Origin of the sequence: Aureispira sp. CCB-QB1 (assembly GCF_000724545.1) — a bacterium.
GTDB lineage: Bacteria > Bacteroidota > Bacteroidia > Chitinophagales > Saprospiraceae > Aureispira.
This window is the reverse complement of the sequence record NZ_JHBV01000030.1, coordinates 115,753-128,978: the sequence shown is the minus strand read 5'-3', so window position 1 is coordinate 128,978 and position 13,226 is coordinate 115,753. Positions and strand designations below refer to the sequence as shown.

13 protein-coding genes and 1 tRNA gene are annotated in these 13,226 nt (G+C 34.7%); 10 read left to right on the top strand and 4 right to left on the bottom strand.

Annotated elements, in window-relative coordinates:
* The first annotated feature begins 167 nt into the window (after positions 1 to 167).
* On the top strand, positions 168 to 704 hold the full coding sequence (locus CG11_RS15055) for a lipopolysaccharide assembly protein LapB (protein WP_156039788.1): 537 nt from the start codon (positions 168 to 170) through the stop codon (positions 702 to 704).
* Positions 705 to 1,103: 399 nt separating this feature from the next.
* On the opposite strand, the gene CG11_RS15050 is transcribed toward CG11_RS15055, so the two are convergent.
* On the bottom strand, positions 1,104 to 2,810 hold the full coding sequence (locus CG11_RS15050; protein WP_052597608.1) for a glutamine--tRNA ligase/YqeY domain fusion protein: 1,707 nt from the start codon (positions 2,808 to 2,810) through the stop codon (positions 1,104 to 1,106).
* Between the two features lie 94 nt (positions 2,811 to 2,904).
* On the bottom strand, positions 2,905 to 3,459 hold the full coding sequence (locus CG11_RS15045; protein WP_052597607.1) for a hypothetical protein: 555 nt from the start codon (positions 3,457 to 3,459) through the stop codon (positions 2,905 to 2,907).
* A gap of 301 nt (positions 3,460 to 3,760) precedes the next feature.
* Here CG11_RS15045 and CG11_RS15040 point away from each other — a divergent pair, with 301 nt between their 5' ends.
* From CG11_RS15040 to ftsY, 8 genes are all read left to right on the top strand, one after another.
* Entirely contained in the window at positions 3,761 to 4,888 is a 1,128-nt protein-coding gene (locus tag CG11_RS15040) for a hypothetical protein (RefSeq protein WP_052597606.1), read from the top strand.
* Positions 4,889 to 5,312: 424 nt separating this feature from the next.
* Positions 5,313 to 7,079: a glutamate--tRNA ligase gene (gltX, locus tag CG11_RS15035; protein WP_052597605.1), complete on the top strand. Its 1,767-nt coding sequence runs from the start codon at positions 5,313 to 5,315 to the stop codon at positions 7,077 to 7,079.
* Positions 7,080 to 7,771: 692 nt separating this feature from the next.
* Positions 7,772 to 8,194: a molecular chaperone DnaK gene (locus CG11_RS15030; RefSeq protein ID WP_052597604.1), complete on the top strand. Its 423-nt coding sequence runs from the start codon at positions 7,772 to 7,774 to the stop codon at positions 8,192 to 8,194.
* Positions 8,195 to 8,453: 259 nt separating this feature from the next.
* A tRNA-Arg gene (locus tag CG11_RS15025) sits at positions 8,454 to 8,527 on the top strand.
* 77 nt (positions 8,528 to 8,604) lie between these two features.
* Complete coding sequence (gene rpmB / locus CG11_RS15020; protein WP_052597603.1) at positions 8,605 to 9,006, top strand: 50S ribosomal protein L28; 402 nt, start codon at positions 8,605 to 8,607, stop codon at positions 9,004 to 9,006.
* Positions 9,007 to 9,079: 73 nt separating this feature from the next.
* Positions 9,080 to 9,268: a 50S ribosomal protein L33 gene (gene rpmG, locus CG11_RS15015; protein ID WP_052597602.1), complete on the top strand. Its 189-nt coding sequence runs from the start codon at positions 9,080 to 9,082 to the stop codon at positions 9,266 to 9,268.
* Positions 9,269 to 9,270: 2 nt separating this feature from the next.
* Positions 9,271 to 9,444, top strand: coding sequence for a DUF4295 family protein (locus tag CG11_RS29210; protein ID WP_072011001.1), 174 nt, complete (start codon positions 9,271 to 9,273; stop codon positions 9,442 to 9,444).
* Positions 9,445 to 9,595: 151 nt separating this feature from the next.
* Positions 9,596 to 10,582 (top strand): signal recognition particle-docking protein FtsY, encoded by a 987-nt coding sequence (gene ftsY, locus CG11_RS15010; RefSeq protein ID WP_052597601.1) that lies wholly within the window; start codon positions 9,596 to 9,598, stop codon positions 10,580 to 10,582.
* Between the two features lie 289 nt (positions 10,583 to 10,871).
* Here the strand turns inward: ftsY and CG11_RS15005 are convergent, their stop codons facing one another.
* Both CG11_RS15005 and CG11_RS15000 read right to left on the bottom strand, forming a co-directional pair.
* Positions 10,872 to 11,132, bottom strand: coding sequence for a hypothetical protein (locus CG11_RS15005; protein ID WP_052597600.1), 261 nt, complete (start codon positions 11,130 to 11,132; stop codon positions 10,872 to 10,874).
* A 256-nt stretch (positions 11,133 to 11,388) separates the two neighbouring features.
* The gene (locus CG11_RS15000) at positions 11,389 to 11,826 is read right to left on the bottom strand and encodes a hypothetical protein (protein ID WP_052597599.1); all 438 of its coding nucleotides are present in this window, start codon (positions 11,824 to 11,826) and stop codon (positions 11,389 to 11,391) included.
* A 295-nt stretch (positions 11,827 to 12,121) separates the two neighbouring features.
* Here CG11_RS15000 and CG11_RS14995 point away from each other — a divergent pair, with 295 nt between their 5' ends.
* Positions 12,122 to 13,162 (top strand): M48 family metallopeptidase, encoded by a 1,041-nt coding sequence (locus CG11_RS14995; protein ID WP_063833117.1) that lies wholly within the window; start codon positions 12,122 to 12,124, stop codon positions 13,160 to 13,162.
* Positions 13,163 to 13,226 lie beyond the last annotated feature (64 nt).

Here is a 13,226-nt window from a genome sequence, read left to right as displayed (position 1 = left end):
AAAAAAAAGTACTGTGGCATAAAAATAGATATATGAGAGAGCAACTAATTATTCTTTTTTTCGTTCAGTAATAATGGTCCATTAAAAAAGAATTTGCTACTTTAAATTGTTATAGATCAGTTTGGTAGGGCGAAATTAGCAAGGACATTTTTTATAGATATAATTATATGACTAAAACAACACTTATTATTATAAGTATATTCATTATACTCTTAATGGGATCTAGTTATGCTTATTGGAATGCTTCTTCAATTTCTAATAAAGCATATCATTATATCCATCAGGTAGATTTATCGCTTTATACACATCGAGGAGTTGTTTCTACGTTGGAGAAAGAAGTGGAAGAACAGCGTTCGGTCAACGAACAAATTGCAGCAATTGACCAAATATTTGCAGCAGGGGACGAACTGTCCGCATTGGCAGAGTATCAGGAATTACTCAAACAAGATCCTAGTAATATGGAACTTTTGTTGAGAATGGGCATCATTTATCTGCAAAAAGAGGAATACAGCTTGGCACAAGAACACTTGTCTACTGTTTATGGATTTAAGGCATCTATTTTCTCTATGGATGCTGCTTGGTTCTTAGCCTTATTGAATGTAAAATACGAGCAGTGGGATAACGTAAAACCATTGCTACAAGAAATTGTCGATAGCAGAGGAAATTATCATTTGCAAGCAAAAGAGTTGTTAAATTGTTTGTAATAATTAGTAATACTCCGTTGCTTTTTTAGTTTTTCTACAAACCCGTAGGCTCACGAAGTAAAAACATAAAAAAGCATCTTGCAGATAATCAACGGCGAAGCCCTCACATGGTACCACGTAGTAGCAGCGCAGCTACTGCATGGTTTCAACGGAGTAAAGAATTAGAAGATGACTCTTTATAAAAAAAAAAGGTTTAGCAATATGTTCATTGCTAAACCTTTTATCTTTTAAGTAAGAGGTCAGAAAAAATAAGAACAAAAAATGGGATTATTTTTTTTGCTAATCAAAGAAGAAAAAGGAAGGCTTAGCGAGCTAAGACAAGTTTTTCTGATGAAGAGTAGCGCAAAAAGAAGACTGTTTTACTTGTTATTTTTTTTGAACGATTACTTATTGTTGAATTTATTTTTTTTGCTTTGCCCAAGAATCCTTGAGTGTCACAGATCGGTTAAAGATTAAATTATCTTTGGTAGAATCTTTATCAACGCAAAAATACCCTAAACGCATGAATTGGAATGAATCGCTAGGTTGAGCATTAACTAAACTAGGCTCTAAATAAGCCGAAACAGTTTTTAAAGAATTTGGATTTAAGAATGTTTTGAAGTCAATACTTACTTCAATTTCTTCTCCTTTTTCATTGACACCTTTTTCCTTGTGTCCCGTTGGATTTTGGTCGCTAAATAGGCGATCGTATAAATGCACTTGAGCAGGAACAGCGTGTTCGATAGATACCCAATGAATCACTCCAGCTTTAATTCCACTAGTATCTTGTCCTGAGCGGCTATTCTCATAATAGGTACAATGCACTTCTACAACGGCTCCATTTTCATCCGTTTTGAAATCGGTACAATGAACAATATAAGCTCCTTTTAAACGAACATCTTTTCCAGGGGCTAAGCGACGCCATTTGCGATTGGCCTCAATTGCAAAATCTTCTTTTTCAATATAGACCTCACGAGAAAAAGGAATGGTACGACTTCCCATGCTTTCATCTTTTTGATGGTAGTCAACTTCCAAGTTTTCTGTTGTTCCTTCGGGGTAGTTGGTAATGACTACTTTGAGCGGATTTAATACCCCCATAACCCTAGGAGCATGTTTGTTTAGGTCATCTCGAACACTTCCTTCTAAAGATGATAGAGCCAAATATTGGTCTCTTTTGGAAACCCCTGCACGATCAATAAAATCTCGGATAGCAGCAGGCGTATAGCCCCTGCGACGCATCCCCGAAAGCGTAGGCATACGAGGGTCATCCCAGTCTTGAACCAAGCCCAGTTCAATTAATTCCTTTAATTTACGTTTGCTGGTAACCGTATAGTCTAAATTAAGGCGTGAAAATTCAATTTGTTGAGAACGATAGATTTCCAATTTTTCTTGGCACCAGTTGTATAATGGACGGTGGTTTTCAAACTCCAAAGAGCACAATGAATGCGTAATACGTTCAATAGAGTCCGATTGCCCATGAGCCCAGTCGTACATTGGATAGATGCACCATTTGTCCCCTGTACGGTGATGTGGTGTTTTTAGAATACGATAAATAACAGGGTCACGCATATGGCGGTTGTCTGCTTGCATATCAATTTTAAGACGCAGCACACAAGTGCCTTCTTCGTAGGCACCATTTTTCATTTTATCAAACTCGGCTAGATTTTCTTCTACCGTACTATTTCTATATTTACTTTCTTGACCTTTTTTCTTTTCGTCATCCATTACTTTAGGAGTAGAAAAATCAACATAAGCCAATCCATCCTTGATGAGTTTCAAGGCATACTCGTATAAAGTATCGAAGTAGTCAGACGTAAATAATAGTTTTTCCCATTCAAATCCTAGCCATTTGATGTCCTCTTGGATAGAATTTACAAAACGAGTTTCCTCTGTTAGTGGATTGGTATCGTCAAAACGCAAATTAGTCTTGCCTCCATACTTTTGTGCAATACCAAAATTAATGCAGATAGCTTTGGCATGTCCAATGTGTAAATATCCATTGGGTTCAGGAGGGAAACGGGTTAATACTCGGTTGTCAAATTTTCCAGTTTCGTTGTGTTCTTCTATGATTCGCTCAATGAAATTCAAAGATTCTGTCTTTGGCGCATCGTTATTTTTATGACTCATTTTACGCAGTCTATTATTTTTAATAATCGGCTTATTTTTCAAAGCCCTAAAGTTAGAACTTTTTTATTAGAGTTGTATATGAAAAGTCCAATTCTTAAATTGGGAAATTGCCTTCTATATAGTGTTTGACTAAGAAGGCATGAGACAAAGGTTTATTTGGGTCGTTAATATCTCCATTGGTTTCGTAGTCTAATAGCACAATGGTGTCATGTTGTTGAGCTAATTGCTTAAGTTGTTCAACTTCTTTTTGAAGTTTATTTTTCAATACCCAAAGATACATTGGAGCATAAATTTGTTTTCGAGCCTCGATATAAGAAAGCAGCTCTGTCGAATCAAGTCCCTTTTGATGCCCCAGTACCTGTCCAAATTTTCTTATCGTGCGTTTTAGCCCTTTTAGCGTTCTATTTTCAAATTTTTTAGCATCTATTCCTGTTGTTTCAAAAACCTTTAAACCTTGCCAAATCCCTTCTACTGAAGCACCTGTTTTGTCTCCCGAAAAAGGAATAGGAATTTCTTCCAATGGATAAAAAGGACTGAATTTAATCCATGGCTCATCTGCCTTCGATGTTAAGTCTAGAATAATTGCATTAGGAAAATTTTTCTCCAATGTTCTAGTAGTATTTCGACGGCTTTTGACAATGATATTCATGCGATAGCGTTTTTATTGAAAGATGAATTAATGAAATGAAAAACAAGGAGATTTAGTTCCTTCCTAGTTCGTTTTTTTATGAAAATATTATTTTTAGAAGTTTATAGATTGAATTTTATTGTTTGTTGAAGGTTATGTGGTTGATAAATAGTTGTTTGTGTTGGTTTGGGTAGAGGTGAATATATGAATATGTATAAAAAGAAGACTTTTGATAATCAATAGATAAGCTTACATTGAATGCTGTTCTTTTTTGTGGGGATAGCGTCGAAATATAATTTTTATAAAAAATAAACCAATAGAGATGAGTTTCTTTGACAAAATAAAATCGAAGTTGAAATCAATGCTTGAAGACAAATTAAATGAAATGGTTCCAGGGGCTTCGATGGAAGAATATAACAACACTAAGACAAATACAGACCAAGTAGCAGCCTACCCGAATGATTATGTAGACGATGGAGAGGAATACCATGTGATTCCAGAAGAGTATAAATTTACTTATTCTTCTGTAAAGGGGGACTTTCGGTTGCATCGTTTAAACAATGGATTTTGTGCCTCGTGGAAAACGTTTATAGTTGCCAGAGATTGGGATGGGAACCAATTGTATCGGATCAACGGATATGGAAGGTCTGTGGCTTTGAGTCCTGACAAAACCAAACTAGCAGCGAGTTCTAAAAATAAGTCGATTGCCATTTTTGATGCGGCAACTGGTGAGATGATTGGTGAGCCCGTATATGGCGATGCTTATTTATCAGATTTGTTATGGACAAAGAATGGTCATATCCTTGCCAATAATTCTGATAAAATTTTTGTTATGAACGAACAAGGAGAATTAGAATATTCTTTTGGCAAACCAGAAGGAGGAGATTTTGATTTTATAGATGGATTGTGTTTGTCTCGTTATGATAATGAACATGTTATTATTGCAGAGAGTAACAGCAAGCGATTGAGTAAGTTGAACTTTAAAACGAAAGAAATTATACATGAAGTTGTGCATCGATTTCAAATGTCAGAAGTCTTTTCAAATCCCAAAAACAATGAGTATTGGATTGTAAAAGATACCAATGGAAAAATTAAAATTCATCGATTTGATGCGCATTTGGAACATGATTATACCGTCGATTTTCAAGGAAAGCGAGGGGTGCGTTTTGTAGGACAGGCGGAACATTCTTGTACCGCATGGACGCCTTTGCCTGCATTGAGTCCTGATGGTACTCAATTTCTGGTCAATGATCAGTCGGGATTATTATATCTTATGAGTGCTCGACGAGACAGCAAATGCCATCGAATTTTTAACCGAGACTTAGTAGATTATGCCTATGCTATGATTTGGGAAGATGATGATAATTTTGTGGTTATATTGGATAATTATAGAGTAATCAAAGTTAATACACGAGGCACAGAACCTCTATTTACACAATCGGATCAATAAAATAAACGGTTGGCAAATTATAACAAAACAGAAGCATTGATATTCTGTAAAACTCTTTAGGCACATTCTATTTGTGCCTATTTTTTTGTACCTTTGCAGCGTTTTAAGGAATTATTTGACCTACTGAAGGGTTGATAGTTCCAATAATCATTCAAAAAATATGAACCCAAAACTACTTGCATTGATAGAATAGTTTTTTGTCTACTTGTGTTCTCGAATCTTTAAGTGTAGCCAAGAACAATATGATCAGCTTGTTGTTGCTTAAGTAAGCATTCAGAGAAAATACTAAAGTACCAAAAAGTAACAGTGTGGCTAAACTGCATTTCTTTTTGTTCTTTGATTAGGACTAAAAGTAAACTCAGTTTTTAGTATTATTTTTTGAACAGATTATTGATTCATTCATAACCAATAAAATAGATTTAACATGCGTGTTCGTTTTGCGCCAAGTCCAACAGGCGCCTTGCATATAGGCGGAGTCCGTACAGCGTTGTACAATTACTTATTAGCTAAAAAACATGGAGGAACTTTTGTCTTAAGAATAGAAGATACCGACCAAACTCGTTATGTAGAAGGAGCAGAGCAGTATATTATAGATGCCTTAGAATGGTTAGGCTTAGAGTTTGATGAAAGCCCTGCCAAAGGAGGTCCTTATGGTCCTTATCGTCAGTCGGAACGCAAAGAAACTGGTATTTACAAAAAATTTGCGGAGCAACTGATTGCAAACGGGTATGGTTATTATGCTTATGATACGGAGGAAGAGTTAAAAGCAGCTAGAGAAGCAGCAGAAGCGCAAGGAACCAAATTCAAATATGATGCTGTTACACGTATGCAAATGAAAAACTCTTTGACTTTGTCAAAAGAGGAGTGTGCTTCTTTGGTCAAAGGGGGAGCGCCAGAAGTTGTTCGAGTAATGATCCCTGGAGAAGGTAATGTGACCTTTGAGGATATGGTTCGTGGTGTCGTGACATTTAATTGTGCTGAAATGGACGACAAAGTCATGTTAAAAAATGACGGCATGCCAACGTATCATCTAGCCAATATTGTCGATGATTATCACATGAAAATTACGCATGTTATTCGAGGAGAAGAGTGGTTGCCATCAACGCCTCTGCATGTGTTGTTGTATCAGTTTCTGGGGTGGGGAGATGCGATGCCTACTTTTGCACATTTGCCTCTAATTCTAAAACCAGAACCAACTGCTTATTTGAATAAGAAAACCATACAGTCGTTTACCGAGCGTTTTACAGAAGATTTTGTACTCAAACATGAAGCCTATGCTCCTAAAAAAGAGCAAGTGGCTAAAATTATCCAGCCACTGTTGCAAGATTTTAAAAATGTATCTGAGCGCATTCGAATCAACGAGAAGAAAGATTCTAATTTGCAGAAGGAAGTAAAGACTTTCTTGCGTAGTAGTATGTATGGTAAATTAAGTAAGCGAGATGGGGACCGTTTAGGAATGCCTGTATTTCCTTTGGATTGGATTGGTCAAACTCAAGCAGATAGCTTTAGAGGGTTTAAAGAATGGGGCTTTTTGTCAGAAGCTGTTTTGAATATTTTAGCGTTGTTGGGTTGGAATGATGGAACAGAACAAGAAATCTATTCTAAAAAAGAAATGATTGATGGGTTTAGTATGGATCGAGTTTCTTCTTCGGGAGCACGATTTAATTTTGAAAAAGCCAATTGGTTCAACAAACAGTATTTGGCACAAATGGAGAACGCCGATTTGGTAAATTTGGTGCGTGTTGATTTGGAGTCAAAAGGTGTTCAAATGTCTGAAGAGAAATTGAATGCTGTAGCAGGATTGCTGAAAATGCGAATCAATTATGTAACAGATTTTTACATACAAGGGCATTATTTCTTTCATGACTTAGATTTGGAGGCGGTTGTTGCCAAACATCAAAAGAACTTTCAAAAGAAAGTACTGAACAAGTGGAATGAAGATTTGGAAGCATTGTTGAAAAAATTAACGGAAGCGTTGGCAACGTTAAGTCCATTTGATGCGTCTAACTTAGAGAAAACAATAGAACCTTTAATTGAAGAGAAAAAAGGAGAGGTACTGCCTATTTTTAGATTGGGCTTGTCAGGAGAAATGGGGGGACCTAGTGTTTATGAAATAATGGCAATTTTGGGGCAAGAAGAGACCTTAAACCGTTTGTCTAGTTTTATAACGTTTATCAAAGAGAAGCTTTAAAGCGTACAAAAAAAATCGTTGTAGGGAGTTTGTATGAAGTTGTTTAAAAAATAAGATGCTTTTTAAACAACTTCTACACCTATTAAAAAAAACAACTTTTGCCATGAATGGTTAAAATAAAGGTGTTGTTGGGTATAGAAAAAAATAACAAGCACTCAACATAAAATTAACAAATTCTTTAACTACTAGGGCTATTGTAACTATTTGGTCTCTTTTTGCCAGGAAGGGTACATTTTATGGATAATAATAATTGGTAAGAAAATTGCATGCATAATAGGCAGTTAACCATAGAGAACTGTCGTTTTTGTGTTTGGTTAACTATTTGAAGGAGAATGATTTTACTTCTTTTTGTTTTATTTGCAACAATATGCTGTAAAGTTAATATGACCACAAATGAACTGTCGGGTAATGAAAAAATAATGAAATTAATTTCTAATTTTTGAAACTTTGCGGTATAATTGTCCGTTTCTTGTGCATTACTAGAGTAGAACAAGTGAAACGTTTTGTTTTATTGTTTTTTACAAATATTATTGACTTATTTATAATTCTAGAGAAGTAAGTCTATCCTTTTTTAATCATAAACCTCTCAAAAGTAGCACCGCTCTATTGGTAGAGTTTAATTAGTGAGGTTGTAATGAAACATATAAATTATCACCCAAATAAATTATTTATAGAACTTAAAATAGACATCTATGAGTGAAGAGAATAAAAAGAGAACTAGATATAGTGATGAAGATTTAGCGGAGTTTGAAATCATGATTAATGAAAAATTGGCAGATGCTAGACAACAGCTAGATGATTTGAAGGACCAATTACAAGAATTGAACAATAGTGGAGATGAAAATCGTGCAGGAACATTCGATGATGGCGCTTCTAATTGGCAAAGAGAGCATTTGAGCAAGTTGGCAGCTCGTCAACAAAAGTTTATTCGAAATCTAGAGTATGCTTTGATTCGCATCAAAAATAAGACATATGGTATCTGTTCTGCAACAGGGGTGTTAATTAGCAAAGAACGATTGATGTTGGTTCCTCACGCCACCAAAACAGTCGAAGGCAAACATTCTACACAAGGCAAAGCGAAACATCAAGAAAAACCAAAGTTCTTCAAGGAATAATTTTTTGCTAAGATTCCTAACTAAAAAAAATATAAAATAAAAGAGGTTGTTTCGAACTAAATGAAACAGCCTCTTGTTGTTATGAAACAAGTATATGCTCAGAAGTAATTTGGTTTTATGGGCAATCAAAAAAAAACTTTGAAAAAAAATGATTTTTTTTTGCCAAAAGTTTGCAGATTTAAAAACTGTGCGTATATTTGCAACCGCTTAGCGAGATAAGCAATACAAAATAAACTTGGTTTTTTCGCTGATTAGCACCGGCTTCATAGCTCAATTGGATAGAGCATCTGACTACGGATCAGAAGGTTGGGGGTTCGACTCCCTCTGAAGTCACTAAAATAGGAGATAATAATAAAACAATCAGTCCCGTCCAATCTTAGTGTCGGGACGTTTTAAATTAGAAGAAAGTCATGTCTAAAATATGCCAATTAACCGGAACGAAACCTCTAGTAGGTAACAATGTTTCTCACTCAAAGCGTAGAACAAGAAGACGCTTCAATCCAAATCTACAAACAAAACGTATTTATGTTAGAGAGATTGATGCTTGGATTAAATTGAAATTGACTACTAGAGCGTTGCGTAATATGGAAAAAATTGGCACGTTTAAGTATCTAAAGCAACAATTAGCTGCTGGTTTTGATCCTAAAGTATGGGTAGAAGATGCAAAAAGTATAGAGGCTGCTAAAAATGCGAAACGTGGGTATAGAAGAGTAGAGCATGTTGATGCTAATGGACACAAGTCTTACTCTATCACTTACGAACCAGAAGGTTTGAATAACAAAAAAGTGAAACTTTCTTCTGTTATTAAATAAGAACAGTTCGCTTAATTTTTATTAGCAACGAACAAGTTGGCAATTCTCGAAAAGATTAAAATCATTATAAGCTATGGCTAAGAAGAGTAAAGGTAATCGAGTTCAGGTTATTTTAGAATGTACAGAACACAAATCAACTGGTATGCCAGGTACTTCTCGCTACATCACGATGAAAAATCGTAAAAACACACCTGATCGTATGGAGTTGAAAAAATTCAACCCTATCTTGAAAAAATATACTATACATAAAGAAATCAAATAATTATGGCTAAGAAAGTATCAAAAAACCAGAGAGCTGGGCAACGTGCTCAGAATGGTTCAGGAAAAGATCACGTTAAATGCGTAAAATCTGTGAAAGATCCAATTACTGGAAAGATTTCTTATAAAGAAGTAATCATTCACAAAGATCAAGTAAACGAGTTTTTTAAAGCTAAATAATCAAGCTTTCTAAAATTAATAATAATATACAACAGGCTTCTCCTTATTCTTGGGGAAGCTTTTTGTGCTTACACCCACTTTTAGAGCAGGTCTAAATTTTAGCTTCAAAAGCTTAAAATTTAAACGCACTTTCATAATAATTGAACACACTATGGGATTTTTCAATAAGCTCTTTGGCAAAAAAGAGGAAGAAAAGGAAAAACTTAAAGAAGACCTAAATCAAGGATTAGAAAAATCAAGAAAAGGTTTTTTCTCTAAAGTAGCCACTACTTTTGCTGGTCGAAATACTGTTGACGAAGAGGTCTTGGATGACTTAGAGGATATTCTAATTGCTTCGGATGTGGGAGTAGAGACAACAATCAAAATCATCAAACGTATTGAAGATCGTGTTGCACGTGACAAATATGTAACTATGAAAGAATTGAACGAAATTCTACGTGATGAAATCGTTCAGTTGTTGGCGCTTAATAATTCTAACGATTCTGTTACTTATGAAGTTCCTGAAGGTGTTAAGCCTTATGTTATTATGGTGATTGGTGTAAATGGTGTTGGAAAAACAACTTCTATCGGAAAATTAGCCAATAAATATAAAGAAGCAGGGAAGAAAGTCTTGTTAGGGGCAGGAGATACATTTCGTGCCGCAGCAGTAGATCAGCTAGAAATTTGGGCTAACCGTGTTGGTTGTGATTTTTATAGCAAAGGAATGAATGTTGATCCCGCTGCCGTTGCTTATGAAACAGTTCGCCATGCCAAAGAAAATGGACATGATGTTGTTTTTATTGATACTGCTGGTCGTTTGCACAACAAAAAAGGATTGATGCGGGAGCTTGAGAAAATTAACAAATCTATTGGCAAACAAATACCTGGGGCTCCTCATGAGGTCATGTTAGTGTTAGATGGTTCTACAGGGCAAAATGCTTACGAACAAGCAAAACATTTTGCATCTGTGACAAATGACGGAATTACGGCTTTAACGGTAACCAAATTAGATGGAACAGCAAAAGGAGGGGTTGTTATTGGAATTAGCGATCAGTTTAATATTCCAATTAAATACATTGGAGTAGGAGAGGGAATGGATCATTTGCAAGAGTTTGATAAGCGAGAGTTTGTTGATTCATTCTTCAAGAATAGTAAATAAAAACATCTAACGCTTAATTTTTAGCTGTTTAGAGACATAAATAGATCCTATACTAGCCTTTGGGTTGGTATAGGATTTTTTGTGTAAGGTGTTGGCAAAAAAATTATACTCTATTGCTATTGCTATGGCTAGGTCGCAATGAGTTTTGTCGTATAAAATTTAGCTATCTGTTTGGTCTGTTCTCTGATTTGAACTTCTTAATTCAAGAAACTAAAAGAAGCAAAGCCAAATAAAAAAACAACTGTCTTTTGAGGCAGTTGTTTGATATCGTATATATATGGAAATATTTTTAGCTAAAGGCAGCCCAGAAACCGTCAAATTTTAAAACAGGAATTCCTTCTTTGCTCTTGTCGATGATAAATTTCAAGAACTCTACATCAGGCAGCATATTTTTGTCTTTATTTGCAAAATCCTTTTCTTTTTTCTCTTTAGAAGCATCTTTTGGGGGATCGATGATTACTACTTGTGTGGAGTTATTTTTAGCATTGTGAATCACTACTCGCTTCTCTTGAGGTCCTTTTCTTTTTACAAAGTCCTCGTTTAAAAGCATCGATTGATTATTCAAAAATAAGTATGAATAACCACTAGTGAAGCAGATAATTGGTAAACAAAGATATTTTAAAAGAAAAATTTTCATGTTTGGTAATGAATGAGTGATTTTTAGGTGGATTATTTTATCCACAAATACTAATAAGAATAAGTAGATATTATAATCTATAAATATAAAGAGAAAGTGCTTAAATTAAAAGTTTCTTCAAAATTTTAATTTAAGTTTAACTATTTTTGTAGTTGTATATGGGGTGTATTTAATACTCCACTTCATTGGCTGCTTCGATCAAAAGTTCAATATTAGCCAAGGCACGCTTATAGACTTTGGAATAAATAGGCTCTGTTTCAATAACATTTAATTGTTCTTCGAAAAATGGCAAAACAGTTTCTAGTTTTTGTTGATTGTCTAAAGTTGTTTCGAATACAATTTCTTTGAGCGCTTCTACATCTTCAGGAGAGTTGATTTCGATGATTCCAGCATCAATAGCACGTTTTAGCCTAGGTTCGTTAAGCCCTTCTATAAAAACTGTGAATTCATCTAAAGTGATAATGACCAAACTAAATGCATAAGGGCTACGCAAATCATTTTGGTTTATCTTTTTCCAAAAAATTGGTTTGGATTGGCTCAAATCTTGTTTGTAGCCTAGCGGGAACAACAATTGTTCTAATTTATTTATGCCCAACTCAACGTCCATACGACTCAAAAAATTTCTATATTAGACTCAAAATATTAAACTTACCCAAAACACCTTTTAATAGATTGGTGTTTTATTACACCTTACTTAGTACGCAGGAAAAGGTGTAAAGGTTTTGTGTAAAGTTAAAATTATAACAAAAAAATGTACATTTAGTAGTAATAGTTCGTAGTTTTTAGTTTTTCGATAAAAAAAGACTTAAAATGACAATTAAAGTAGTTTTCAAGCACAACTTGTATTCAATAGTTGAGCATTTGCTAGAAAACGATTCTTTTTAACCTTTAGTTCTAAGCTCGTGAAGTTACTTTTATCCTTATTCTTTCTTGTTGCCACTTTCTCGTTGACCAATGCACAAGTTCAATTATCTACTCCATTAGAAATCTTGACTTTTATGGAAGCATCGCCTACGCAGTATGAACTAGAGCAACTGTATGGGGAAGTACCTGCGAAAGAGCGAAAAGTATTGCCGCATGGGGCGTATATTCAAGCAATAGATGGGAGAGAGCATCAATTAGAGTATAAAGATACTGAAACCGAAGAACAAATTGCTTGGCGAGAGAAGGCAAGAGATATTGTAAGTATAGAGAATCCTAATTATGAAAAAGCTCGTCGTTATTATCATAAAATATTGAAGAAAAATCCTCAACATGCACAAGTTTATACTTGGATTGGTGAGAGTTATTACGAAGAAAAAAATTACAAAAAAGCGGCAACTTGGCTAAATAAAGCAATTGAATTAAATCCTATTGATTATCTAGCTCGATGGCTTTCTGCCGAAATTTTATTAAAAAAAGGTCAAATAGATTCTGCTCTTTATACCTTGACACTAGCACATATTTACAATAGAAATCATCCTAGATTGATTAAGCGATTGGTTGAGGTATACGAACAACAGGGGCAATGGTATTACAGGAATTGGGGATTTGATCCACTCATGTACATTTACAAAGATGGAGAAACAGTTGTAGTAACTGCTGAAGGTATTTGGTTGACTTATGGAATGTATAAAGCAGTTTGGAATTATGATACAGATTACCAATATATCAAAGAACAACAAGAAGTGACCGACTATTTATTTCAACAAGAAATGGAAGCCATCATAGGAACGTATATGACTTATACCAACTTGAAGAAAGATGACAAGCGAAACTATCCTGTTATGAATGCTTTTGGTTTGTGTTTAGATCATGAGATGGTAGAAGAGTTTGTTTTGTACGAAATTCTTTTAGTAGATAAGCCTTCTTTATCACATCATATAACGCCTTTATTTATGAAAAGAGTCATTAAATATATTGCCCAAATACGCTCTGTAGATTATGTTATAGATGAAGAATAAACTGTTTGTAGAAAAGAAAAAAGCAGCTTCAACAAATTGTTGAAGCTGCTCCTATATATAACTG

Excerpts from the sequence above, each read along its gene's own strand:
- CG11_RS15055 (WP_156039788.1), top strand. The coding sequence starts at position 168 with ATGACTAAAACAACACTTATTATTATAAGTATATTCATTATACTCTTA.
- CG11_RS15050 (WP_052597608.1), bottom strand. The coding sequence starts at position 2,810 with ATGAGTCATAAAAATAACGATGCGCCAAAGACAGAATCTTTGAATTTC.
- CG11_RS15045 (WP_052597607.1), bottom strand. The coding sequence starts at position 3,459 with ATGAATATCATTGTCAAAAGCCGTCGAAATACTACTAGAACATTGGAG.
- CG11_RS15040 (WP_052597606.1), top strand. The coding sequence starts at position 3,761 with ATGAGTTTCTTTGACAAAATAAAATCGAAGTTGAAATCAATGCTTGAA.
- gltX (WP_052597605.1), top strand. The coding sequence starts at position 5,313 with ATGCGTGTTCGTTTTGCGCCAAGTCCAACAGGCGCCTTGCATATAGGC.
- CG11_RS15030 (WP_052597604.1), top strand. The coding sequence starts at position 7,772 with ATGAGTGAAGAGAATAAAAAGAGAACTAGATATAGTGATGAAGATTTA.
- rpmB (WP_052597603.1), top strand. The coding sequence starts at position 8,605 with ATGTCTAAAATATGCCAATTAACCGGAACGAAACCTCTAGTAGGTAAC.
- rpmG (WP_052597602.1), top strand. The coding sequence starts at position 9,080 with ATGGCTAAGAAGAGTAAAGGTAATCGAGTTCAGGTTATTTTAGAATGT.
- CG11_RS29210 (WP_072011001.1), top strand. The coding sequence starts at position 9,271 with ATGGCTAAGAAAGTATCAAAAAACCAGAGAGCTGGGCAACGTGCTCAG.
- ftsY (WP_052597601.1), top strand. The coding sequence starts at position 9,596 with ATGGGATTTTTCAATAAGCTCTTTGGCAAAAAAGAGGAAGAAAAGGAA.
- CG11_RS15005 (WP_052597600.1), bottom strand. The coding sequence starts at position 11,132 with ATGCTTTTAAACGAGGACTTTGTAAAAAGAAAAGGACCTCAAGAGAAG.
- CG11_RS15000 (WP_052597599.1), bottom strand. The coding sequence starts at position 11,826 with ATGGACGTTGAGTTGGGCATAAATAAATTAGAACAATTGTTGTTCCCG.